This window comes from Bacillus sp. SIMBA_074, from assembly GCF_046534555.1.
GTDB lineage: Bacteria > Bacillota > Bacilli > Bacillales > Bacillaceae_G > Bacillus_A > Bacillus_A mycoides.
On the sequence record NZ_JAWRYM010000007.1, the window covers coordinates 107,442 to 132,807 of the forward strand.

General features: G+C 35.9%; 24 protein-coding genes, 2 riboswitches and 1 other annotated feature. Of the genes, 19 read left to right on the forward strand and 5 right to left on the reverse strand.

All coding sequences use genetic code 11. The annotated features are described in order from the left end of the window. Positions 1 to 39: 39 nt before the first annotated feature. Positions 40 to 1,353: an anaerobic C4-dicarboxylate transporter family protein gene (locus SB773_RS10910; RefSeq protein ID WP_131246596.1), complete on the reverse strand. Its 1,314-nt coding sequence runs from the start codon at positions 1,351 to 1,353 to the stop codon at positions 40 to 42. A 282-nt stretch (positions 1,354 to 1,635) separates the two neighbouring features. Beyond that, positions 1,636 to 1,720, forward strand: a riboswitch (cyclic di-GMP riboswitch). A 142-nt stretch (positions 1,721 to 1,862) separates the two neighbouring features. On the opposite strand from SB773_RS10910, the gene SB773_RS10915 reads away from it, so the two are divergent. From SB773_RS10915 to SB773_RS10940, 6 genes are all read left to right on the forward strand, one after another. Then, on the forward strand, positions 1,863 to 3,602 hold the full coding sequence (locus SB773_RS10915; protein ID WP_113735335.1) for a methyl-accepting chemotaxis protein: 1,740 nt from the start codon (positions 1,863 to 1,865) through the stop codon (positions 3,600 to 3,602). A 61-nt stretch (positions 3,603 to 3,663) separates the two neighbouring features. Continuing rightward, a riboswitch (TPP riboswitch) is annotated at positions 3,664 to 3,765 on the forward strand. Positions 3,766 to 3,866: 101 nt separating this feature from the next. Then, positions 3,867 to 4,187 (forward strand): MTH1187 family thiamine-binding protein, encoded by a 321-nt coding sequence (locus SB773_RS10920; protein ID WP_000082898.1) that lies wholly within the window; start codon positions 3,867 to 3,869, stop codon positions 4,185 to 4,187. After that, on the forward strand, positions 4,159 to 4,932 hold the full coding sequence (locus tag SB773_RS10925) for an ABC transporter permease (RefSeq protein ID WP_002091231.1): 774 nt from the start codon (positions 4,159 to 4,161) through the stop codon (positions 4,930 to 4,932). The genes SB773_RS10920 and SB773_RS10925 overlap by 29 nt, the downstream gene beginning before the upstream one ends. Continuing rightward, positions 4,929 to 5,927, forward strand: a complete 999-nt coding sequence (locus SB773_RS10930; protein WP_060751234.1) for an ABC transporter substrate-binding protein — start codon at positions 4,929 to 4,931, stop codon at positions 5,925 to 5,927. The genes SB773_RS10925 and SB773_RS10930 overlap by 4 nt, the downstream gene beginning before the upstream one ends. Beyond that, positions 5,924 to 6,673 carry an ABC transporter ATP-binding protein gene (locus SB773_RS10935; RefSeq protein ID WP_410589896.1) on the forward strand — a complete coding sequence of 250 codons (750 nt, stop codon included), beginning with the start codon at positions 5,924 to 5,926 and terminating at the stop codon, positions 6,671 to 6,673. The genes SB773_RS10930 and SB773_RS10935 overlap by 4 nt, the downstream gene beginning before the upstream one ends. A 445-nt stretch (positions 6,674 to 7,118) precedes the next feature. Further along, positions 7,119 to 8,651, forward strand: a complete 1,533-nt coding sequence (locus tag SB773_RS10940) for an ABC-F family ATP-binding cassette domain-containing protein (RefSeq protein ID WP_410589898.1) — start codon at positions 7,119 to 7,121, stop codon at positions 8,649 to 8,651. 468 nt (positions 8,652 to 9,119) lie between these two features. Here the strand turns inward: SB773_RS10940 and SB773_RS10945 are convergent, their stop codons facing one another. Beyond that, entirely contained in the window at positions 9,120 to 11,144 is a 2,025-nt protein-coding gene (locus SB773_RS10945; protein WP_410589900.1) for a glycosyl hydrolase family 18 protein, read from the reverse strand. Positions 11,145 to 11,516: 372 nt separating this feature from the next. Between SB773_RS10945 and SB773_RS10950 the strand changes: the two genes are divergently transcribed. From SB773_RS10950 to SB773_RS10975, 6 genes are all read left to right on the forward strand, one after another. Further along, on the forward strand, positions 11,517 to 11,888 hold the full coding sequence (locus SB773_RS10950) for a DnaJ family domain-containing protein (protein ID WP_131933329.1): 372 nt from the start codon (positions 11,517 to 11,519) through the stop codon (positions 11,886 to 11,888). Between the two features lie 10 nt (positions 11,889 to 11,898). Continuing rightward, entirely contained in the window at positions 11,899 to 12,213 is a 315-nt protein-coding gene (locus SB773_RS10955) for a thioredoxin family protein (protein ID WP_048541922.1), read from the forward strand. Between the two features lie 13 nt (positions 12,214 to 12,226). Beyond that, complete coding sequence (locus tag SB773_RS10960) at positions 12,227 to 12,478, forward strand: hypothetical protein (RefSeq protein WP_060486913.1); 252 nt, start codon at positions 12,227 to 12,229, stop codon at positions 12,476 to 12,478. 247 nt (positions 12,479 to 12,725) lie between these two features. Next, entirely contained in the window at positions 12,726 to 13,307 is a 582-nt protein-coding gene (locus SB773_RS10965; protein WP_002124986.1) for a TetR/AcrR family transcriptional regulator, read from the forward strand. 66 nt (positions 13,308 to 13,373) lie between these two features. Continuing rightward, complete coding sequence (locus SB773_RS10970) at positions 13,374 to 14,591, forward strand: MFS transporter (protein ID WP_060752195.1); 1,218 nt, start codon at positions 13,374 to 13,376, stop codon at positions 14,589 to 14,591. A gap of 71 nt (positions 14,592 to 14,662) precedes the next feature. Then, positions 14,663 to 14,914: a helix-turn-helix transcriptional regulator gene (locus tag SB773_RS10975; protein ID WP_113735331.1), complete on the forward strand. Its 252-nt coding sequence runs from the start codon at positions 14,663 to 14,665 to the stop codon at positions 14,912 to 14,914. Positions 14,915 to 14,989: 75 nt separating this feature from the next. On the opposite strand, the gene SB773_RS10980 is transcribed toward SB773_RS10975, so the two are convergent. Further along, complete coding sequence (locus tag SB773_RS10980) at positions 14,990 to 16,273, reverse strand: MFS transporter (RefSeq protein ID WP_002010215.1); 1,284 nt, start codon at positions 16,271 to 16,273, stop codon at positions 14,990 to 14,992. A gap of 108 nt (positions 16,274 to 16,381) precedes the next feature. Further along, positions 16,382 to 17,695, reverse strand: a complete 1,314-nt coding sequence (locus SB773_RS10985; protein WP_078175997.1) for an alkaline phosphatase family protein — start codon at positions 17,693 to 17,695, stop codon at positions 16,382 to 16,384. A gap of 154 nt (positions 17,696 to 17,849) precedes the next feature. Here SB773_RS10985 and SB773_RS10990 point away from each other — a divergent pair, with 154 nt between their 5' ends. Then, positions 17,850 to 18,143 carry a YesK-like family protein gene (locus SB773_RS10990; protein WP_002124993.1) on the forward strand — a complete coding sequence of 98 codons (294 nt, stop codon included), beginning with the start codon at positions 17,850 to 17,852 and terminating at the stop codon, positions 18,141 to 18,143. A 93-nt stretch (positions 18,144 to 18,236) separates the two neighbouring features. Beyond that, positions 18,237 to 18,444: a binding site (T-box leader), on the forward strand. 45 nt (positions 18,445 to 18,489) lie between these two features. After that, a complete protein-coding gene (proS, locus tag SB773_RS10995) occupies positions 18,490 to 19,920 on the forward strand; it encodes a proline--tRNA ligase (protein WP_088294053.1) in 1,431 nt (476 codons plus the stop codon). A gap of 269 nt (positions 19,921 to 20,189) precedes the next feature. Here proS and SB773_RS11000 read toward each other — a convergent pair whose 3' ends face one another. Further along, complete coding sequence (locus SB773_RS11000; RefSeq protein ID WP_410589907.1) at positions 20,190 to 21,359, reverse strand: LPXTG cell wall anchor domain-containing protein; 1,170 nt, start codon at positions 21,357 to 21,359, stop codon at positions 20,190 to 20,192. Between the two features lie 207 nt (positions 21,360 to 21,566). Here SB773_RS11000 and SB773_RS11005 point away from each other — a divergent pair, with 207 nt between their 5' ends. From SB773_RS11005 to SB773_RS11025, 5 genes are all read left to right on the forward strand, one after another. Further along, positions 21,567 to 22,445, forward strand: coding sequence for an ROK family protein (locus SB773_RS11005; protein WP_410589909.1), 879 nt, complete (start codon positions 21,567 to 21,569; stop codon positions 22,443 to 22,445). Positions 22,446 to 22,573: 128 nt separating this feature from the next. Next, entirely contained in the window at positions 22,574 to 23,170 is a 597-nt protein-coding gene (locus SB773_RS11010; protein WP_002029589.1) for a TerD family protein, read from the forward strand. A 23-nt stretch (positions 23,171 to 23,193) separates the two neighbouring features. Beyond that, complete coding sequence (locus SB773_RS11015) at positions 23,194 to 23,778, forward strand: TerD family protein (protein WP_002029588.1); 585 nt, start codon at positions 23,194 to 23,196, stop codon at positions 23,776 to 23,778. Between the two features lie 80 nt (positions 23,779 to 23,858). Continuing rightward, the gene (locus tag SB773_RS11020) at positions 23,859 to 24,437 is read left to right on the forward strand and encodes a TerD family protein (RefSeq protein WP_002091197.1); all 579 of its coding nucleotides are present in this window, start codon (positions 23,859 to 23,861) and stop codon (positions 24,435 to 24,437) included. A 72-nt stretch (positions 24,438 to 24,509) separates the two neighbouring features. Beyond that, positions 24,510 to 25,301, forward strand: coding sequence for a TerC family protein (locus SB773_RS11025; protein WP_410589912.1), 792 nt, complete (start codon positions 24,510 to 24,512; stop codon positions 25,299 to 25,301). The last annotated feature ends 65 nt before the right edge of the window (positions 25,302 to 25,366 follow it).

The following is a 25,366-nucleotide window of genomic DNA, read 5'->3' on the forward strand; positions in this document are numbered from 1 at the left end:
AAGCACAAACCCTTTAAAATTGTAGGTTTGTGCGTTTATTTAAAACATAATTGAAATTAAGAGCATTCCAATTCCGATAGAAGTGAATGTTGCAATTAGGCCCGGAATCATAAAGCTATGATTTAATACATATTTACCGATGCCTGTTGTACCAGTACGGTCAAAGTTAATGGCAGCAACGATTGTTCCATAGTTTGGAATGAAGAAGTATCCATTTACTGCAGGGAACATTGCAATAAGTAATGCCGGCGGAATACCAAGTGATAGTCCAAGTGGCACTAAAGCACGAACTGTTGCTGCTTGGCTATACAGTAAAATAGATAGAATGAATAGTGCAATAGCAAATAGCCATGGTGCACTTGTCACTAAGTGTTGAATTGATCCTTGAATTATATTTAAGTTTCCGTTGAAGAAAGTATCTCCCATCCAAGCGATACCGAAAATAGCAACAACTGCTGTTGCCCCCGCTTTAAAGACGTTACCAGACACAATGCTTTCTACATTTGGTTTACAGAAAATAATAATAAGGGCTGCAATAGTTAACATAACCATTTCAATTGTGTTTGGCATGGAAAGACGAGCTAACTTCCCGTCAACCATCCATCCCGGACGAAGTGCTTCAAATGAACCAAGAAGTACGACAAGGAAAGTTCCTACTAGGAAAAGGATAACTGATAATTTAGCGCCTTTTACACCCACAAATTCTTTTTTCTCTTTAAGCTTAGGAATCATTCCCTCTTTTAATCGCTTCAAGTATTCAGGGTCTTCATTTAATTCTTTTCCCATTTTACTAACAACGAATGCAGCTACCATACAAGCGATGAAAGTAGAAGGGATACTGACTTTTAAAATATCTAACAAGGTAATTTTATAGTCGGCTAACATTGCTAAAAGTGCAACTGTTGCAGCCGATATTGGACTAGCTGTAATTGCCTGCTGGGAAGCGATAACGGCAATTGACATTGGTCGTTCAGGTCTAATTCCTGATTCACGAGATACTTCGGCGATAACGGGAAGTACAGAATAAGCGACATGACCAGTTCCTGCGCATAGCGTGAATAAATAAGTAACAATAGGAGCAAAAAATGTAATGCGCTTTGGATTTTTTCGTAATGCTTTCTCAGCAAGGTGGACGAGATAATCCATTCCTCCAGCAGCTTGCAAAGCACCGGCAGCTGTAATTACTGCTAAAATCATAAGCATTACATCAATAGGAGGAGCTGTAGGTTGTAAGTGGAAGACGAAAACAAGTATTGCCATACCAACGCCACCCATTACTCCTAGACCAACTCCGCCTAAGCGTGCGCCAATAAAAATGCAGAGTAGTAACGTAAGAAATTGTAGCCAAAACATGATAAACTACCTCCGAAATTCGTAAGTTAAGATATATTCGAATAGTTTAATTTAAATGAAAATTAAATGAATATCCGGAATAATCCTTGTGTTGTATACGTTTTTTATTATATAACACAAGAAATGTAACATTCACGAACTTTGTTAAATTATTTCGAAAAAATAATACATTAAAACTTTATATTTACATCTTTAAATGGGTGGACATTTTAATTTTTATGTTGTAATATTTGGAAGAGAATATTTTAATTCTCATAGAACTCCCATATCGTTCAACTCGTTCAGCGAGAAAGGCAAACTTATGGAAACATGAGGACGCAAAACTACAGGGGCTAAGGTCGAAGGGCTAAGCTAGCCAGTTACCGGACGGATAGGGTTGGTTTTGACCAATGCTTTTTCATTGGTCTTTTTTTTATTTGTAAACAAATGAGAACTGTTATCATTTATTAATGAGATTTATATTTTAATAGTTTTACTTTATATTAAGTTAATTTAGAAAGGTGATGTTAATGAAAAAATATTGGCATAAGCTATCGTTTCTTCAAAAGAATGTATTGTTAACTGTACTCGTTATTTTGACGCTTGTTGGTACTATGGGAGCGTTAAGTTTTAACATGTTTCAAAATAGTATGATGTCTATATTTGAAAGGCATTCTTTTGAAACAGGAGATACGGTATTACATAAATTAGACGCAGAAATATTGAGAGATGTTGCAAAAGACCCAACGGCAGAAAGAGAAAAGAGAGAGAAGTTAACAGAGAAATTAGATGAATCAACGAAAGAATTGAACAGTGTTGGACAAACGTATGTTGTTGGAGCAAAAAAAAATGAAAAAGGTGAGTTACAAATCGTCGGTTTGTCTACAGGTTTAGCAAATGTTGTTGAAGTAAAGCCGGGAGACTATTATAAACAACCAGATCGTTGGATGAAAGCATATGATAAAGTAATGAGCACGAAAAAAGCAAACATGACAGAAGTATATGAAGACGCATTAGGATCATGGGTAACGATATTAGAGCCAATTAAAGATGGAGAAGAAAATATTGTGGCAATTGTTGCAGCCGATGTAGATGCCTCTATTGTTCCTATTACAAAGGAAAAATTCATTATACAAGGTTTAATGTTTATTTGTATTTCTGTTTTAATTGCAACTGTTATTCAATTCTTAATTGTACGTAACGCACTTGCTCCATTGCGAGATTTACGTGAAGGATTGCGCAAAGTCGGTGAAGGTGATTTAAGTATTAAATTAGAGGAAAGACCAGATGATATTGGTATTATTAATGCGTATTTTAATAATACCATCGAGAAGTTTAAAGGAATTATAGATAAAGTGAAGCAGACAGCAGAACAGGTTTCCTCATCTTCACAAGAATTGTCAGTGAGTACGAAAGAGAATAGCATGGCAGTTCAAGAAATCGTAAGTTCTATGGTTGAGTTAAGAGCTGGCGCTCAGTCACAAGAAACTTCAGTACCACAGTATTTAGGTATTGTATATGAAATGGAAGATAAGATGGAAGAGATAACGAATGCTGCAAAACAAATGGCGAAAGAGTCTGAAGGTATGGAGCATCATTCAGTAAAAGGAAATGGTGTTATTGAACAGACGATTAATCAAATGAACATAATACAAAATGCAGTACAAGATTTATCTTCTATTATTTATTCTTTGGAAACAAGATCAAAAGAAATTAGTGATATTGTAACAGTAATTACAGGTATTTCAAATCAAACTAATTCGCTAGCTTTAAATGCTTCTATTGAAGCTTCACGTGCTGAGGAAACCGGAAGGGGATTTGCCGTTGTTGCTGATGAAGTGCGTAAATTAGCAGAGCAGACGGAAGCATCAGCAAAAGATATAGCAAAATTAATCGGGGAAACACAAGCTGAAACGGAAGAAGCTGTTGTTTCAATGCAAAAAGCTTCAAAAGAAGTAGAATCTGGAATTAAACTTGTTGAAAGTAGTGGTGCTTTCTTTGAAAAAATTTCAAAATCAGCACAATCTGTTACAAATCAGGTTAGAGCTGTTTCTAGCAATTCAAGTGATATTTTGCAAAATAGCCAAAATATTGTTCGTGTTGTAAATGAACTATCACATATCGCAAATACGTATGCGAATAGTAGTAGTAATATTGAAGAGAGTATGAAAGAACAGGAAATGTCTGTACAAGATATTGCTGAATTAGCTAGTTCTTTAAGTTGGCTTTCACAGGAGTTACAAGAGTTAATTGGGGAATTTAAAAGTTAAATGAAATGATTATACATGCTTTTGTTTGTTCAATAAAATAAATCATGCTACAATGAAAACGAATTAAGAACCGGGGAGCCAATTGGCTGAGAGGATGTAAGTATACATCGACCCTCAACCTGATCTGGATAATGCCAGCGTAGGGAGTTACTTTAAAGTGATGTAGCATAAGTTATTATAGAATAACTTGTATACAAGGCTTTCCTACATGGTAGGAAAGCCTTTTCTTTTTTGGAAACCATATTTTGTAAGGGGGATTTTATTATGTCACAACAAGTTACAATTTCATTTTCAGTAGTACCACAAGCGAAGAACAAAGATGTGTATTCCGTTGTTGATAAAGCAATTGAAGTTGTACAACAGTCGGGAGTTCGTTATGAAGTAGGGGCAATGGAAACAACGTTGGAAGGAGAATTAGATGTACTTCTTGACGTCATTAAACGCGCGCAACAAGCTTGCGTCGATGCTGGAGCAGAAGAAGTAATTACTTCTATTAAAATTCACTATCGTCCAAGTACAGGCGTAACGATTGACGAAAAAGTTTGGAAGTACCGTGATGAATATGCAAAACCAGAAGCGATCTAAAATAATCACAACAATTTGGCTTATCCTTCTCATTGCTATATGGGAAGGATCTGTTTCATTATTTAAAATTGAGCCGTGGATTTTACCGAAGCCGTCTGCAATTGTGCAAGAGTTAATTGGAATGAAAGATTTACTATTACCGAATACAGTGCAAACGTTACAGGAAGTAATAATTGGGTTGTTTTTTGCAATTTTACTTGGGACGAGTATTGCTATCATTATGGATGTCATCCCTTTATTTCGGATTTTAATGAATCCATTGCTCGTTATTTCGCAAACAATTCCAATCGTTGTGCTCGCACCATTATTTATTATTTGGTTTGGATACGGAATGTTGCCAAAAGTAATGGTTGTTATTCTTGTTTGTTTCTTCCCAATTGCGCTTAGCATTTTAGAAGGTTTCCAAACGGTAGATAAAAATATGCTGAAACTGTTACAAACAATGAAGGCAACGAAATGGCAAGTTTACCAGAAAGTAAAGTTTCCAGCAGTACTCCCATACTTTTTCTCAGGTTTAAAAATTGCTGTTACATATAGTGTGATGGGGGCGATTATTGGGGAATGGCTTGGTGCCAGTGAAGGATTAGGAGTTATGCTTACAAGAGCAACAAAATCCTTTTTAACGGCTCGAGTATTTGGTGTTGCAGCGATTATCGTCATGGTGACATTATGTCTGTACTTTATTGTTGAATTTATGGCAAGAATAACAGCACCATGGATATACAGAAAGGGCGGCAGAAAATGAAAAAAGGTTTAAAAATTATGTTAGCTGCATTATTAGCAGTAACTGTTGCCGGATGTAATCCGGCGAAGAAAGAAGAAAGTTCAAGTAAAGATAAAAAAGTAAAAGTCGTTTTAGATTGGTTTCCAAATACGAATCATACTGGCTTATATGTAGCGCAAACGAAAGATTATTACAAAAAGCAAGGGCTTGATGTAGAAATTATCCAGCCTGGTGATAATGTAACGGCAGAGCAGATGATTGCTTCTGGGAAAGCAGACTTTGCGATAAGCGCACAAGAAAATGTAACATTAGCTCGTGTTGAAGGAATCCCAGTTGTTTCTGTTGGTGCAATTATTCAGCATAATACCTCTGCTTTTGCATCTCTAAAAAAAGATAATATGACGTCACCGAAAGATTTTGAAGGTAAACGTTATGGCGGCTGGGGGGGACCAGCAGAAGAAGCGACGTTAAAGACGATTATGGAGAAACATCAAGCTGATTTTAATAAAGTTGAAAAAATTATTCTTGGACAAACAGATTTCTTTAAATCAATCGGTCGTGATGCAGACTTTGAATGGATTTATTATGGATGGGATGGAATTGAAGCGAAGCGTCAAGGAAAAGAGTTAAATACAATTATGGTAAAAGACTTAGATCCAGCGCTTGATTTCTATAGTCCTGTTATTATTACAAGTGAAAAACATACGAAGCAAGATAAAGATTTTGTGAAAAAATTTATGACGGCAACGACAGAAGGTTATGATTTTGCAATTAAAGAACCGAAAGAAGCTGCGGATATTTTAATTAAAGCTGTTCCAGATGTGAATAAAGAATTAGTACAAGAAAGCCAAAAGTGGTTAAGTACAAAGTATCAAGATGATGCAAAAGCGTGGGGAGTACAGAAGGAAGAGATTTGGACAAATTACATGAATTTCTTATATGACAACAAAGTTATTAAAAAGAAAATCGATGTAAAAGATGCCTTTACAAATGAATTCCTTCCAAATGAAAAATGAGTGGATTACAAATAAAAGATATTTTAAAAGCTTTCGATGGAAAGAATGTATTAGCAAATATTAGTGCGTCTATACAAGAGGGAGAGTTTGTCTCTTTTGTAGGTCCGAGTGGTTGTGGAAAAAGTACATTATTAAATATGATTGCAAGTGTTGAAGAGCCAACGAGCGGAGAAGTGTTTTATAACGAGGAGTATGTAAAAAAACAAGATGTTGTTAGTTATATGCCGCAACAAGATTTATTACTACCGTGGCGATCGGCTTTGCAAAATATCGTTCTTCCATTGGAAATCGAAGGGAAGCCTAAAAAACAAAGGCTGACAGAAGGAATGGAAGCATTAAAGCAATTTGAGCTAGATGAATATGCAGATCATTATCCAGATGAATTATCAGGTGGAATGCGTCAAAGAATTAGTTTCCTTCGTACGTATTTATGTGAAAAGCCAATTATGCTGCTGGATGAGCCTTTTGGAAAATTAGATGCATTTACAAAAATGGAAGTACACAGTTGGCTTTTAAATTCTTGGCATCAAGAAAAGCAAACAATTGTTATGGTTACACATGACTTAGATGAGGCAATTTTACTTTCTGATCGCGTATTTATTTTATCTCAAAGACCAGCATCAATAGTTGGCGAGGTCCAAGTGGAATTACCTAGGCCGCGAACGATGGATATGTTAACATCTCTTGAGTTAAAGAAGTATAAGGAAGAAATTTTAAAAGTATTGGCTCCTTACATGAAAAAATAGAAATAAGTCTTTTAACAGTTTTTTGTATAATTGCTGTTAAGAGGCTTTTTTCTATTGAAGGAGAAAGCTGAAATCTATAGGGGAAATAGTGGGTTCATTAACATCGGATAAATTGGAAGAAGGAACAAAAGAAAAAGTAGAGAATAGAATATAACAGAGTGGTTTATACTCTTAATATAACAAATGTTAAAGGAGTGAAAGGATAAAATGACTTTATCAACTGTTCTTCAAATGGTTTTAGCTTGATACGGGAGAAGTCTGCCCATTTTTAAAGATGAAGCTAAATTGAAGACAGCAGGTAAAGAACCTTAATCCTTTCTTACGATAATATGTAATGGGTAAGGTGTATTCACCTTACCCATTTTTATATGTATAACTAAATAAGGCTTTATACTGTTGTTCTCTCTATTTAGCTTATGGATCATAAGAAAAGGAGAGAGAAAAGATGAGTATATTAACAGTAGAAAATGTAAGTCATTCATATGGTGAGAAAACCATTTTAAATAATACGTGCTTTCGATTATTAAAGGGCGAACATGTTGGGCTAGTAGGGAAAAATGGAATTGGAAAATCAACATTATTACGCTTGTTAACAGGAGAACTTATACATGATGATGGAAAAATTGAATGGTTTCCACATGTGAAGATTGGCTTTTTGCAACAGCATATAGATTTACAAGAAGGCATAACAATTGAAGAATACTTGCAAAGTGCGTTTTCTAACCTGTATGAGTTGGAACGTGACATGTTAAAACTTACAGAAGAGATGGCTGGAGCAGGAGAAGTAGCGAAATTGTTAGTAAGGTATGGAGAGTTACAAACTATATTGGAGAATTCTAATTTTTATCAAATTCATACAGAAATTGAGGAAGTAGCAACAGGCTTAGGCTTGTTTGAAATAGGATTGGAAAAGGATGTTTCAAAGTTAAGTGGTGGTCAGCGGACAAAGTTGTTACTTGGGAAACTCCTTTTAGAAAAAGCGGATGTTTTATTATTAGATGAGCCAACTAACTATTTAGATACAGCACATATAGAATGGTTGCAATCATATTTACAAATGTATGAAAAAGCTTATATTATCATTTCGCATGATGAAATATTTTTGAACAATATTACGAATGTTATTTATCATCTAGAAGAACGAAAGGTTAAGCGCTATGTAGGAGATTATGAAACCTTTTTGCAAAGTTATCAATTACAAAGGAAACAATTACAAGCGGCGTATGCGAAACAACAAAAAGAAATTGCACATTTAGAGGGTTTTATTCAAAAAAATAAAATTCGTAAAGCGAAACAAGCGAAAAGTCGTGAAAAAGTATTAGAGAAAATGAAAAAGGTTGAAAAGGTTAACGATGTACCTCGCGCCCGTTTTGATTTTAATGTTTATACTGAGCCAGTGAGTCGTATATTACAGGTAGAGAAACTGAAAATTGGTTATGGTGAACCGTTATTTCCAGAATTGGATTTTCAAGTGAAAAAAGGGGAAAAGATTGCGATTATTGGTCATAATGGGATTGGAAAAACAACAATGTTAAAAACATTACTAGGACAAATAAAACCGTTAGGCGGCTCAGTTTCTGTTGGGGAACGAGTAAAACCCGCTTATTTTGCACAAGAGGAATTTTCCTCAGAAATAACTGCACTAGAAAGAGTATGGGCAGGGAGACCAGATATGACAAGAAAAGAAATCCGACAAGCATTAGCAAAGTGCGGATTGAAAGAAGAACATGTATTAAAACCTATCCAGTTATTAAGTGGAGGAGAACAAACAAAAGTACGATTATGCGAACTTATCGTAACTAAAAGCAATGTTTTAATTTTAGATGAACCAACTAACCATTTGGATACAGAGACTAAGACGGATTTACAGGAAGCGTTAAAACAATATAAAGGTACAGTTTTAATTGTTTCACATGAGCCCTCTTTCTATGAAGCATGGATAACGAAAATATGGAATATCGAAAAATGGAACGTTTAACAATAATCACAAAGAAAAGGCATTAGCTTTTATGAGCTAATGCCTTTTCTTTGTGATTAACATGATTTTCGAGAACTCTCAAATGAGAATTGTATGAAAAAGAACTCTTATAGTGCGCTTATAAGCGCACCATAAGAGTTCTTTTTCTTTGGTTATATTTATAATAATACTAGATGCCTTTCCCTAATAGGCTACTATCTTTTTATATATATATAGATAGTTTGAAATGGAAATGATTCCTATATGTAAAGGATAATGTGATTAGTATGGGAAGACAATAGAACTTAAAGGAAATTCATGTAAAATTCAGATGAACTTCACGCTAACTTCATATTAGAAACTAAATATAATTATAATAGGTTATTATAATATGAATTGTGATTTTTCATAAAATTAAAAGTTTGAATTTAGGATAGAGCACTCAAACCTAAATTCAAACTTTAGTGAAATAATTAATGGAGGTTACGTTTAGTTTTCGTTAATGGATGCATTTACAAGTTCGGCGGGATTGCCTGTTCCTGCCCCTCCGATTGTAACTGATCCACCAGGAGGAATTTCACCATTCCATCCTGCATTCGTAATTACGTAATGATTATTTATTTTACTACTAATTTTAGAATCCCAAACTTGTGTTAAATTGCCGTTATAATCAAATTCTAATTTCCAGTTTTTAATAGGGGGCGTTCCGCTATTTTTAATTATAATTGAGAAGTTGTAACCACTTCCCCAATTTGAAGTGACTGAAAAGGTAGCATTGCCATTTCCACCAGGAGGTGTTGTGTTAGCATCATCTGTTTTTATAAGAATAGAAGTAGGTTGTGATTTGTTACCAGCAGCATCTTTTGCTAATACTGAAAATGTGTATTCTGTATTAGGTTTCAAGTTTTTAATTGTAATGCTATTTGTTGTTGTACTCCATTTCTCTTCTCTGGCAGTAATTTCATATTCAGTAACGCCTACGTTATCAGTAGATGCAGTCCAGTTTAATTGAACTGAGTTTGAATTTTTATTTGTAACAGCAATATTTTTTACGTTTGTTGGTGGTTCAGTATCTTTTTGAGTAATAGGTCCACCAAGTAATTCTTTTACTAGCGTATCAAGTAATTTTGGTCCACTACAACTATATTTTGGACTTGTACGGCAATCCCCGCTTAGTTCCCAAAACATTGCGCCACTTAAACCCTTTGTCTTTATATAGTCTGTTTTATATTTCATAGATTCATTGTCATCATAGCTAATAAAGGTTCCTGTAGTCGCATTATATAAATAAGGTACTTTCGCTACATCGTTCCATCCGCGAACAAAACCATTTTTATTCACATAATTAGCTGCTAAATCACCATAATCGTACACACCTGTGTCACCGGTAGAATAATCATCCCAAGTACCTTTAGAAGCGAGCTTTCCGTCACTACCTGGTTTACAAGGTTGGTATTGCCCATTATTTTCTTTTCCGCAACTTTTCCATCCACGTCCGTAAAAAGGTACACCTAATACGAGTTTATCCGCTGGAACCCCTTCATTTGTATAAATGTCTATCGCACCATCTACGTAAAATTTTGTATCCGCTGCGGGGTCATTTGGATCTTTGTATAGTGCAGCATTATGGTTAGAAGTAGCTTCCCATCCACCGTGGAAATCGTATGTCATAATATTAATCCAATCCAGTATTTGAGAAATCTTCTTTAGCTCTGTATGATCCGCATAACGTTGGCTTGCACCTGACGCGATTGTTAGTAAATATTGTTTACCATCTTCTGCACCAGCTTTCGTTAATGCATTTCGAACATCTTGAAGCAGAAGGGTGAAGTTTTGTTTATCTTCAGGACGATAACTACCACCAGGAATCGTTTCAACACCCGGGTATTCCCAGTCTAAATCAACGCCGTCAAATCCATATTCGCGAAGAAAAGCTACTGTAGATTCAGCGAATACTTTTCTTGTTTTTTCATCAGCGGCCATATCAGAAAAGCGGTTAGACCAAGTCCAGCCACCAACTGAAATAATTGTTTTTAAGTGAGGATACTTAGCTTTTAATCGTTTCAGTTCTCCGAAATTTCCACAGCGGGCATATTTATCACAATCTTCCCAAGTTGTACCCGATCCCGGATAAGATTTTGTGACATCAGCCCATGGTTCACCGAGTACGAGAGTGCCATTAGGGACCTCTTTATTTTGCAGTGGTACACCAGATTCTTTACAGTTCCACGTTTGTTTATTTGGATTATCGGGGTGAGTAGAAGGGTTTCCATGTTTTCCATTCCAGCAAATATCAGCGAAAGCATAGTTTAAATGAGTTAGCTTTGATGCATCAATGTCTGCAACTTGATAATTACGTCCGTAAACGCCCCATGAAGGAAAATACCCAACAATTTTTTGACCTTGCTTTGGTGAATCTGCTAATGCGAAATTTGGAGTAATAAAGTTTGTGAGAAAAAGAGGTAAGAAAAGTAGTAGGGATAGTAATAGCAGCGTGAATTTTTTTGATCTCATAGTCAGTTCTCCTTTCAAAATAAAAGATATATTTAAAGGCATGCGCCAATAAACCAAAGTGAATCTAGACGTATGAAACGTCTAGATAAAAATGATCAGACATCACGAGGTCTATACAAGGGAGCTGGGGGTGATTAAATCGTAGCAAATGTAAGATTTAGTGTAAACGCTTTATTTGATTCGAAAAGATTTTCTCAATATGAAATGGCTCTAATACAGACTACACATGAAAATAAAATATTGATTAGGGAGGAAAAGGCTCCTTGTAATTAAATTTGAGAAAAAATTGTATAAAGGCAATTTGTAATAGCGTAGCAAGATGAGAAAATATCATGTAAAATAATAGTAAAAATATGTAAAGGAGCGAATGGTGTGGATGTCTTTTTGAACATTGCTGAAGAAAAAATTCGACAAGCAATACGGAATGGAGACCTTGATCATATTCCGGGAAAAGGAAAACCACTACAATTAGAAGACCTTTCAATGGTACCTCCAGAACTTAGAATGAGTTATAAAATATTAAAAAATGCAGGTATGATTCCACCAGAAATGGAACTACAAAAAGATATATTAAAAATAGAAGACTTAATTGCGTGCTGTTATGATGAAGCAGAGAGAAAAAAATTACAAGAAGAGTTAACGGCAAAGACGCTGCGTTTTCAGCAAGTAATGGAAAAAAGGAAAATTAAAGATAATTCAGCTTTTCGTATGTATCAGGATAAAGTATTTCGTAAATTACGCTAAGAGGGATAAGATGAATACATTTGAAACGATAGAAGAATTAGCGACATATATTGAAGGACAACAATTAGTACTGCTGTTTATTAAAACGGAAAATTGTGGTGTTTGTGATGTTATGTTAAGAAAAGTAAATGGTCTATTAGAGAATTATGATTACGTAGAGAAAGTAGAAATATTACTACAAGACATGCAAGAGATCGCGGGGCGATATGCAGTATTTACAGGACCAACAGTTTTATTATTTTATAATGGAAAAGAGATCCTTCGTGAATCGCGCTTCATTTCACTTGAAAATTTAGAGAGAACCATTCAATTATTCGAAGATTAAGGGAGGCTTTTATATGGAATTTATTATTGTCATACTATTATTTGTTGTAGTTGGAACGATCGTAACGGCAGTTCGATCAAACAAAAAGAAGGTAAATCTTACGAAACAAAATAACATTCATAATTCATCTAACAGTTCGTCACCATTATTTTTCTTTGCTGGATCTGATAATGATAGCTCACATGGAGGTTCACATGATTGTGGAGGATCTTTTGGTGGAGATAGCGGAGGCAGCTGCGATGGTGGCGGAGGTGGCGGTGATTGATGGAAATGCGCCTTATATAGGCATATTTCTTTTTAAACAAACGTTTGATTAAATATTTTTAACATGCTAGGGGAAATGAAAAGGGAACCGTATTTCTTACTAAATGAGGATTTAAATTTGGAATAATACATATGATTCGAATGTGGTTTGAAAGTACGTTTTCTTAAATAAGGAGTATAGCCTCTTGCGATAGAGGTTTTTTATTTGTTATTATTAGACTGAACGGTCGGTTTAAAGAGGTGTGAATATGAGAAGAAGCGCAGAAGAGATAAAGAAAGAAATTGCCTATAAAGCAGAAAGTCTGTTTTCACAGAAGGGCTATGCAGCTACATCTATGGAAGAGATTTGTGAAATTACAGAGAGAAGTAAAGGAAGCATTTATTATCACTTTAAAAGTAAAGAAGAATTATTTTTATTTGTAGTGAAACAGCATACGTATGATTGGCTTGAAAAATGGAATGAAAAAGAGAAGTTGTATAGTACTAGTACTGAAAAACTATATGGTCTCGCGGAATATTATGTAGAGGACATACAGCAACCCATTTCAAATGCAATAGAGGAATTCTCTATGAGCCAAGTTGTAAGTAAAGAAATTCTGGATGAACTGTTAGCTTTAACTAGAGAATCATATGTTATGGTTGAGAAATTAATTGAAGCAGGTATACAGTCTGGAGAGTTTCAAGAAGATGATACGCGTGATCTTATGTATATTGTGAATGGATTATTATCGGGGCTTGGAGTACTTTACTACGAGTTAGATTATAAAGAGCTGAAACGTATTTATAAAAAGGCAATAGATGTATTGTTAAAAGGAATGGCAGCTGAATAATAGGTCAGTTGCTTTTCTTACAAAATAAATTAGACCGAACGGTCGGTTTATGAAAGGGGAATGAAAATGAACGCTTTATTTAAAAACCGAGCATTTATGCTCGTTATGGCATCTGATATTTTACAACAATTTGCAATTTGGATCAGAAATATGGCTCTTTTGTATTTCATAATGGAGCGAACGAATAATGATCCAGTTTCAGTTTCTTTGTTATCGGTTATGGAATATGCACCTATTTTTATTTTCTCGTTTATCGGTGGGGCGCTAGCTGATCGCTGGAATCCGAAAAGAACGATGGTTGCTGGAGATGTATTAAGCGTACTATCTATTATAGGAATTGTCTTGTTGCTAAAGCTGGATTATTGGCAGGCTATATTTTTTGCAACACTCATTTCCGCGATTGTAGGTCAGTTTTCTCAGCCATCATCTTCGCGTATATTTAAACGCTATGTAAAAGAAGAACAGGTAGCAAATGCGATTGCATTTAATCAAACATTACAGTCGCTATTTATGATTTTTGGACCAGTGGTAGGATCGCTTGTGTACACACAACTTGGTTTATTTACGTCACTATATAGCTTAATTATTTTATTTTTGTTATCTGCTATCGCTCTTTCATTTTTACCAAAATGGGTGGAACAAGAGCAAGTGGCGAGAGGTTCATTAAAAAATGATATAAAAGAAGGTTGGAAATACGTTCTTCATACGAAAAATTTACGTATGATTACGATCACTTTCACCATTATGGGATTAGCAGTTGGACTAACAAATCCATTAGAGGTGTTTCTTGTAATAGAACGGCTTGGAATGGAAAAAGAAGCAGTTCAATATTTAGCCGCAGCTGATGGAATAGGTATGTTAATCGGTGGTATTGTTGCTGCAGTTTTCGCTTCAAAAGTGAATCCGAAAAAGATGTTTGTATTCGGTATGAGCATATTAGCGATGTCATTTTTAGTAGAAGGGCTATCTACATCATTTTGGATTACTAGTTTCATGAGGTTTGGAACAGGTATTTGTTTAGCTTGTGTTAATATCGTTGTCGGTACGCTTATGATTCAGCTTGTACCAGAAAACATGATTGGAAGAGTAAATGGAACAATTTTACCATTATTTATGGGTGCTATGTTAATCGGAACATCGCTAGCTGGAGGATTGAAGGAGATGACCTCACTAGTTACTGTATTTTGTATAGCAATGGCACTTATTTTATTTGCGATAGGTCCGGTTTTACGTATGCAAATAAAGAAAGAAGATATTGTGAATCGAGAGGAAATGACGAATTGATTAGTTTCGAAATAGCTATTGTAAGGGAGCAGAATTGCTCCCTTTTCTTGTGGTAATCTTTTGACAATGACATGCCCCAACTATATACTGATGATGTAAAAATGACTTTACAGGTTAGGAGAAACGGTGTGAAAAATCAAATCTATGAATTGCGCACTGCAAATAATATTTCACAAGGTGCATTAGCGGATAAGTGTAACGTATCAAGACAGACGATAAATGCAATTGAGAATAATAAATATGATCCAAGCTTAGCACTAGCATTCCGGTTAGCAGAAGTATTAGGAACAACTGTCGATAAACTATTTTTGTACAAGCTTTAGAGTTTTTAATTGTGGGGCGTTATCGTTAAAAATATAAGAAAAAGATCCCCTTCTTGTGTGAAGGGGATCTTTCTCTTATATTGTTTTAGTTTTCGGATTAGGTGGTGTAACGGACGTATCATTTTCGGGTACTCTAGTTAATAAGAATCCACCGATAATAAATAAGACAATAATACTAAGGACACCAGCGTTTGTTTTTCCTGTTAATTGTGTTGTGACACCAACTAATACCGGACCCATAATTGCCGCGAATTTACCAAAGATATTATAAAATCCGAAGAATTCATTTGCAGATTCTTTCGGTACTAGTTTTGCGAAATAAGAACGGCTAAGTGCTTGAATCCCGCCCTGAGAAGTAGCAACTAACATTGCTAAAATCCAGAAATCAAACGTCGTTTTTAAGAAATAAGCATATGTGCAAATAATGATATAAATGATAATGCCGACATATAGCATTTTTTTACCGGTAAATGTTTCCGATAGTTTTCCATATAATAAAGCAAATGGACAAGCGACAATTTGTGTTACAAATAAGATGATTAATAGATTGGTTGCACTAATACCGAGATCTGTTCCGTAAGCAGTAGACATAGTGATAATTGTATCTACCCCATCAATGTAGAAAAAGTAAGCTATTAGGAACATAAATACAGTTTTATATTCTTTAATATTTTTAAACGTATTAGCAAGGCGCTTGAAGCTCATTGCAATTGGTCTTGGATGACGTTCAATATAGTGTGTTTGCTCTACATTTTTTAGCATTGGTATCGTAAATAGTCCCCACCAAAGAGCTGTTATTGCAAAGGAAATTTGACTAGCAATTCCGACTGATAAGGGGATAGTTCCTTTTTGAGCAAGAATAATAAGAGCGATACAACCGATAAAAGGAATTGTGCTCCCAATGTAACCTAATGCAAAACCTCGCGTAGAAATTCGGTCCATTCTATCTCCAGAGGTAACATCTACTAGGAATGCATCATAAAAAATATTTGCTCCAGCAAAGCCAACTAATGCGAGCATATAGCATCCTAGTAATAAGTACCACTGAGATGTTGGAACAATTGCTAGCATACTTGTAAATACGATACCGAGTCCAAAGAAGAATGTGAAAAATCGTTTTTTAAATCCCTTATAATCAGCAACTGTGCCGAGAATAGGAGCGAGTATAGAAATTAAAAGTGTAGCGAACGAGTTTGCATATCCCCAATAGGCTGTTGAAGTTGCGCCAGATAGTCCAGCTTCTTTTGCAGCTGCTTTAAAGTAAATTGGAAATAATGCAGTTGTAATGACGAGCGAATATACCGAGTTCGCCCAATCGTACAATATCCAGCTTTTTTCTTGTCTGGACATTTTTTTCATATAATGTTCCCCCTTAAATTTGTTCTACTAACAGTGTACAAAAATAAAAATTAGAAAAAGAGAAACAGTGATGATTTTTACATAACTTTTACATATATACACAGTTCTTTACAATTGAAGTAAATCCTCTACAATTGCGCCGTCTGTTTCACCTAAGTGCAAACCGAGTAACCTAGCGATAGTCGGACCTTCATCAATCAGTCTCATATACGGAATTGTAACGCCGCTTTGAATGCCTTTCCCAGCAGCCATAAAAATTGTTTCATAGTTAGGTTTTGTTGGGGAATATCCATGTGTTCCAAATGTATATTTCTTACTAGAATTAACATCTTCTTTATTAATTTCTTTTATGAAATCACCTGTATAATTTTCAATGAAGTAATAACCTTCCATGGCCTCTAGCATAAATAAGCAATTACCATCAGCGCCACGTTCTTTTGCATCTTCATCGTGCAGAATAAATTCAATTCCATTTTGTTTATCCTGAAGAAGCTCTTCAAGAAGAAGTTGAATCTCTTTAATCGTTTCAGTATCATTTTTATCCTTTACATGTACGTAGGCAGATCCATCACAGCTTTGGCAATAAGCTTTCCAATCGTGTATTTTTCCACGTTTATTTACGGATATAAGCCCTTTTTGACAGAATAGGACATTTAATTGGATTGCTTTGTTTTCACTTAAAGCGCTATGGTCACCAAGTGCAATAATTGTACTTTCTTCGTATATACCACTTTCTTTTAATGTATGGATAATTTTTCCGAGGCGTTCGTCGTGTCTGTGGATTGCAGCTACTGTTTCCTCAGACTCGAAGCCATGGTAATGTCTTTGAGTATCTAAATCAGTAAAATGTACAAACATAACGTTAGGCTTTTTCGTCTGAATTGTATGTACGGCAGAAGCAAGGACGAAATTATCAAGCTCAGGCTGTGACAATCCATTTCGTATATGGCCGAAACGACGATTTAAATCTAATTGATATAGCGGGCTACCGCTAAATAATGAAACTAAAATTTGATTTTTCCACGGTCTATTTGGAAAAATTTCTGGTAAATTGTAATCGATATTTGCTCTTCCAGTAACAGGCCATAGAAGGGCTGCTGTCGTTAAATTTGCTTTGCGTGCTTCATCATATAAAGTTGTCCCGTTAATGGACTTTCGGTACCAATGCCAATCTGGTGACTCACGTCCTGGTTGAAGTAATGTATTGCTGACAACGCCATGCTTATTAGGATAATTACCGGTTACGATTGTTGAGTGGCTTGGATATGTTACAGAAGGATAAATTGGCTCCACTTTTTTCGCAATCGCGCCCCTTTTTATTAAAGTTTGGAAATTAGGTAGTTTTTGTAATATAGGAAAATCTAAAGCTGATAAGCAGTCAAAAGATAAAATAATGACGCGATTTGTTAATGCTTTATCCATAAAGTTTCCCTCCTGATTATATAAAACCTATTCTTATATATTACTATTAATACCTGGTAATAAAAATATATTTTTGAATAAAATTTCGTTATTTATTTTCAGAAAAATTAAACATATAATAAGTATAAGGGAATGAATGGAAGGAGGGAATACTATGGATTGGCTAGATGGATTTGGTATCTTTTACATCATTGGTGGAGTCACCGTTCTCCTTGTATTTTTTATGTCATATTTACTAAAGAAACGTTTTCCAGACAAACAGTTTGATATTATATTTGCACTTAGTTTAGTACTTCTTTGTTTAGCTTTCTTTCCTGTAACAATGATCGCTATTGGTGGTTGGGAAGGAATGGGATACGGATTTATTTGTTTCTTCGTTTTAATTGGTACACTAATTGGTATGGTTGCTCATCAACTTGTAAAAATAGTTCGGAAAAGTTACGTATAAAACAGTGATAATTGAAAATAATGTATAAAAATAAGAAAATTGGCTCTTGTTTTGAAATAAAATTTATATTATGATATTCAACAAATTTATTTTGTTATAACGATGAAAAAGGAATAGTACATGTCTTACCTTTTTGCAGAGAGAGAATCCTTTTGGCTGGAAGATTCTTAAAGAGGCGATATGGAACCTACCTTTGAGTTCTGCATATGCAGCGGGAAATTCCCGTTATCAAAAAGAGAGCATACTCAATTTTTTTGTGTATGAATCAGGGTGGTAACGCCGACAAAGCTCGGTCCCTATTTGGGGACGCGGGCTTTTTCTATTTTCTAAAGGAGGAAGAATAACTATGGTAAAAGAACAAGTACAAGCCATTACGAAAATGGAAGAAGACTTTGCTCAGTGGTATACCGATATTGTAAAAAAAGCGGAGCTTGTTGATTATTCAAGTGTGAAAGGTTGTATGATTTTACGTCCATACGGTTATGCATTATGGGAAAATATGCAGAAAGTGATGGATGAAAAATTAAAAGAATCTGGTCATGAAAATGTGTACATGCCAATGTTTATTCCAGAGAGTTTATTACAAAAAGAGAAAGATCATGTTGAAGGATTTGCTCCTGAAGTAGCATGGGTTACTCATGGCGGAGATGAGAAATTGGCGGAAAGACTTTGTATACGTCCTACATCTGAAACTCTATTCTGTGAGCATTTTTCAAAAATTGTTCAATCATATAATGATTTACCAAAGTTATATAACCAGTGGTGTTCAGTAGTTCGTTGGGAGAAGACGACGAGACCATTCCTTCGTACAACTGAATTTTTATGGCAAGAAGGTCATACGATTCATGAAACGGCAGAAGAATCTCAAATTGAAACATTAAATATTTTAAATCTATATGCTGCTTTTTGTGAAGAGTATTTAGCGATTCCGGTTATTAAAGGGCAAAAAACAGAAAAAGAAAAGTTTGCAGGAGCGAAGGCAACTTATACGATTGAAAGTTTAATGCATGATGGAAAAGCACTTCAAACAGGAACATCTCATAACTTTGGAACGAATTTCTCTGAAGCATTTGATATTAAGTTTTTAGACCGTAACGGTAAATGGCAATACGTACATCAAACATCTTGGGGTGTATCAACAAGAATGATAGGTGGACTTATTATGGTTCATAGCGATAATAACGGACTTGTAATGCCACCGAAAGTCGCTCCAGTACAAGTTGTTATCGTTCCTATTGCTCAGCACAAAGAAGGTGTGTTAGAAAAAGCAACAGAGTTGCAAGGACGTATTCAGAAGGTTGCACGTGTAAAAATAGATGCTAGCAATAAAACACCTGGCTGGAAATTTAATGAGTATGAAATGAAGGGTGTTCCAATTAGATTAGAAGTTGGTCCAAAGGATATTGAAAAGAATCAAGTTGTACTTGTAAGGCGAGATACGAAAGAAAAAGAGTTTATATCAATGGATCAATTAGAAGAACGCATTCCAGCACTACTTGAGGAAATTCACCATTCCTTATTTAGCAAAGCAAAAGTATTTCGCGATGAGAATACGTATAGTGTGACGAATTTCGAAGAGATGAAAAAAGCGGCTGATGAAAAGCTAGGATTTATTAAAGCGATGTGGTGCGGAGAACTAGCTTGTGAAGAAAAATTAAAAGAAGAAGTTGGAGTATCTTCACGTTGTATTCCGTTCGAACAAGAAAGTTTAGCTGACGAATGTATTTGCTGTAGTAAAAAAGCGAAGCAGATGGTGTATTGGGGAAAAGCGTATTAATACTCTTTCTACTAGATGACAAAAAGGACCTTTGATTGCATAATAAAATGCAATCAAAGTCCTTTTTAGTTTTATCCCGCTATTTGCCAGGCAGTAAAACTCCCACTTCAAAATTCGGCTGGAGCAAAGAAGTTAGGTGGGAGCCCTGCTACCCGTAAACACCCGATTGGTGAAGGCTAATAATCAGTGGGGGATGAACAAAATCCCCACTGATTAAAGTTTCACTTTATAATCTGTTTTATGTATTTTTAGATGGAAGGATGATTTTTTTATTTTGCGTTTTTACGACGAATAAATAGTAACACACCAATTAGGAATGTCGAAAGACCAATTAAAATAGATGCAGGATAATGCGTTGCAGTATTAGGCAACTTATTGCCTTGTTTTGTTGCATTATCTTTTGCGTTACCGCTTTGAGAGCCGCTATCGCCTTTAACACGGTTGCCGCCCTGAGAGCCATTACCACCTTGAGAACTGCTGTCGCCTTTAACACGGTTGCCGCCCTGAGAGCCACTGCCACCAGAGCCACTGCCACCAGAACCACTGCCACCAGAACCATTGCCACCAGAACCATTGCTACCAGAGCCATTGCCACCGGAGCCACTACCACCAGAACCATTGCTACCAGAGCCACTGCCGCCAGAACCGTTGCCACCAGGGCCATTGCCACCAGAGCCATTGTCACCAGAACCACTGCCACCAGAGCCGTTACCGCCAGAACCACTGCCACCAGAACCGTTGCCGCCAGAACCGTTACCACCAGAACCACTGCCACCAGAGCCGTTACCGCCAGAACCACTGCCACCAGAACCATTGCCACCAGAACCATTGCCGCCAGAACCATTGCCGCCAGAACCACTGCCACCAGAACCACTGCCGTCAGAACCACTGCCACCAGAACCATTGCCGCCAGAACCATTTCCACCAGAACCACTGCCGTCAGAACCACTGCCGTCAGAACCACTGCCGCCAGAACCGTTGCCACCAGAACCGTTGCCACCAGAACCATTGCCACCAGAGCCGTTGCCGTCAGAACCACTGCCGCCAGAACCATTGCCGCCAGAACCGTTACCGTCAGAACCGTTTCCACCAGAACCGTTTCCACCAGAACCATTGTCACCAGAGCCGTTGCCGTCAGAACCACTGCCGCCAGAACCACTGCCGCCAGAACCGTTTCCACCAGAACCGTTTCCACCAGAACCATTGCCACCAGAGCCGTTGCCGTCAGAACCACTGCCGCCAGAACCACTATCGTCCTGAGAACCATTGTTTCCTGGAGGTTTATTATTATCTTTTGAATTACCTTCTGCTAAAGTATCGTTATTTTGTACAATAGCGTTTGTTATTGGATGGAAGTTTTCAGTTGCAGCATTACCAATATTTAAGCCGCTAAAAAAGGATAAAGAAAGTGTTGATGCTAAAATGAAGATTTTTGTCATTATTTTCCTCCTGAAGAAAAAATTATTGTTCCATCTAAAATACACCCCTTTGTAATATTTCATAGGAAAAAGAGTTTTATGCAAAAAAAACTATATATAGAAAAAGGTGGTGTATTTCTAAAGGGAGAAAAGAGTTAATGTGAATTTCTCGCAAATAGTAGAGTGATGGAGAATTTACACTCATACCAGTAGAGGAAGTGGCAACGGATGAAAGAATATATTGCATTTGATATTGGTGGTACGCAAATTAAATATGGAATTGTTTCAGAAATAGGGGTAGTACTAATACATAAAAAGGTCCCAACAGAAATTCACTTGGGCGGGGAACAAATTGTTCAAAAGCTTATATATTTATCAAAAAAGTTAATGACTGAACATACTATTTCCGGAATTGGTATTAGTACAGCGGGAATTGTTGATATTGATAAAGGAGTTATAACGGGAGGTGTGGATCATATTCCGCGGTATGCTAATATTTCTATTGTTGAGAGATTACAAGAAATATTAAAAGTTCCTGTATCTATTGAAAATGATGTTAATTGTGCAGCCTTAGGCGAGAAATGGAAAGGTACAGGGAGGGGAGAAAGCGATTTTATTATGCTTACGCTTGGAACGGGCATTGGTGGAGCAATTGTTATAAATGGAGAGTTATACCGTGGACATTCGTTTGGCGCTGGGGAATGGGGGAACATGTTAATAGAAGGGAAAACTTTTGAGGAGGTTGCCTCAATTTCGGGATTAATTCATCTTGTACGAAGATATAAAGGTGAAAAGGATTGGGATGGTAAAACAATTTTCGAATTATATGATAAGGGTGATAGCGGTGTTACTCAAGCCGTGAAGATTTTCTTTAAACATTTGGCGATTGGAATTAGTAACCTTGCTTATATTTTTAATCCAAAAATGATTATTATTGGTGGGGGAATTACTGAAAGAGGAGATGATTTCTTAAATGAAGTGAAGGAAGAGATAAGAACATACTTAAATCAAGATATTTATAGTAATTGTGAGATTAAACTTGCGCAAAGCGGCAATTGTGCAGGAATGATTGGTTCTATTTACCACTTATTACATCAGTATAAATAAATATAGTATCTGTTTTCATATAATTGAGAATTTATCCTTTTTCTCATTAGATAAATAATGCTACAATATAAGAGGAGAATACAATGTTTTCCGATTTGGAAAATGCTTTGTAGAAAGGAAGAAACTTCATGCCTATTATTTTAGAAAAAGGACAAAAGATTGATTTAACGAAAGGACAACCGAGAGTAGCGAAACTGCAGGTTGGCTTAGGCTGGGATCCAATTGGGCAATCAGGTGGGTTTCTGTCTTCTTTATTTGGAAGTAAACCAAGTGTAGATTGTGATGCATCTGTTGTTATGTTAGAAGGGGATCGTTTTTTAAATAAAAATGATTTAGTTTACTTCGGCAACAAACTTTCTACTTGTGGTAGTATCATTCATTCAGGAGATAATTTAACAGGTGAAGGCGCTGGTGACGACGAAACAATTTTCGTAGAATTACATAAAGTTCCGAGCCGTATTAATCGTTTAGTATTCGTTGTAAATATTTATGACTGTGTAAATCGTCGTCAAGATTTTGGGATGATTCGCAATGCATATATTCGTATTCAAAACCCACAAACAGGTGAAGAATTAGCACGTTATAACTTGTCAGATAATTACGCTGGCAAAATGACTTTAATTGCAGGGGAAATGTATCGAGACGGAAACGAATGGAAGTTTTCAGCAGTTGGAGAAGGAACACAAGATAAAAACTTAAGTGAGATTGTATCACGTTACCAATAAAATAAACCAAGGAGGAATCGTATATGGCATCAATTTCATTGAAAAAAGGACAAAAGGTAGACTTAACAAAAACAAATCCAGGTCTTTCGAAAGTTCTTGTAGGACTTGGTTGGGATACGAATCGTTATGACGGACAAAACGATTTCGATTTAGATGTTAGTATCTTCTTAGTAGGTGCTAACGGTAAAGTTTCAGGAGCAGAAGATTTCGTCTTTTATAATAATCCAAAAGGTGCGAATGGTGCTGTAGAGCATTTAGGGGATAACCGTACAGGTGAAGGTGAAGGCGACGATGAAACAATTAAAATAGACTTAAAAAATGTTCCTGCACATATCGAACGTATTTGCTTCACAATCACAATTTATGATGGAGAAGGCCGTAGCCAAAACTTCGGACAAGTTTCTAACTCTTTCGTACGCATTCTGGATGAAGAAAAGAATGCAGAATTAATTCGTTACGATTTAGGAGAAGATTTCTCTATTGAAACAGCTGTAGTAGTAAGCGAATTATACCGTCATGCAGGTGAATGGAAATTCAATGCAATCGGAAGTGGATTCCAAGGTGGATTAGGTTCTCTATGTAATAACTTTGGTTTAGATGTAGAGTAATAGATTTATATATCCATCAGTGAAACGCGTATTTACTGATGGATATATTTTTTGAAATTAAAATATAGAGGTGAATATATATGGTTATTCAATTGCAAAAAGGACAGAAAATTGATTTAGCTAAAACAAGCCCAGGTTTATCAAGAGCAGTAATTGGTCTTGGATGGGATATTAAATCTTATGATGGTGGATCTGATTTCGATTTAGATGCATCTGCCTTTTTATTAGATGCGAACGGGAAATGTACGAAGGAAACTGATTTTATTTTTTATAATAATTTACAGTCTCCTTGTGAATCAGTTTTACATACAGGAGATAACCGTACAGGTGCAGGTGACGGTGATGATGAGCAACTTGTTGTCGATTTGAAAAAGGTTCCAGCAGATGTTCATAAAATTGCTATTACAGTTACAATTTATGATGGAGAAGGCCGTAATCAAAACTTTGGACAGGTTGCAAATGCATTCGTTCGTTTAGCAAATGAAGAAACAAACGAAGAAGTTCTTCGTTTTGATTTAGGGGAAGATTTCTCCATTGAAACAGCAGTTGTCTTTTGTGAGTTATATCGTCATAATGGACAGTGGAAGTTTAGTGCAGTAGGAAGTGGATTCCAAGGTGGATTAGGTGCGCTTGTAAAAGCGTATGGCTTGGATGCATAAGAAGGGAAACGACATTCGTTTCCTTTTTTGACCTTTCTATAAATCTAGCAAAGAATAGGGGATAAAGGTAAGATGAGTATTTTGCAAGGAATCCTTGATACGTATGCTCAGTTTTTCGACTTGGACATGTGGATTAAAGTGTTACAAGATCCAGTATCTTGGGGGTTAATAGGTACACTTGTTGTACTTGAAGGGTTATTATCTGCTGACAATGCACTTGTGTTAGCGGTAATGGTAAAACATCTTCCAGAAGAAAAACGAAAAAAAGCATTATTCTATGGACTGATTGGAGCTTATGTATTCCGTTTTATTGCAATTGGAATCGGAATGTTCTTAATTAAATTGGCGTGGGTAAAAGTGTTAGGTGCGCTTTACTTAGCTTGGCTGTCAATTAAATATTTCATTGATAAAAGAAAAGGCACTTCAGAAGAAGAAGAAGCCCATGGTATGAACCAAAATAGTATTCTCTTCAGAATGTTCGGTGTTTTCTGGGGAACGGTTGCGATGGTTGAATTAATGGATATCGCATTCTCTGTAGATAGTGTACTTGCTGCGTTTGGTGTATCGAATGAAGTTTGGATTTTACTATTAGGTGGAATGCTCGGTATTTTAATGATGCGCGGTATCGCTGGCGTATTCTTAAAATTGTTAGAACGTATTCCAGAACTGGAAACGACAGCATATATTTTAATCTTAATTATTGCAGCAAAAATGCTACTGTCTGTTATTCATATTGAAGTAAGTCATACGCTGTTCTTTATTATTTTAGTGGTAGCGTTTGGAGCAACATTTATACTTCACTACATGAAGAATTCTGGACAAGCTAAAGAAGAAGTTGCAGCTACTAAAAGTGAACATAAATAATTGAAATGGGTTTGCTCGTTATGCGAGCGCCCATTTTTTATAACTAAAAATAGTTTATAATAGAA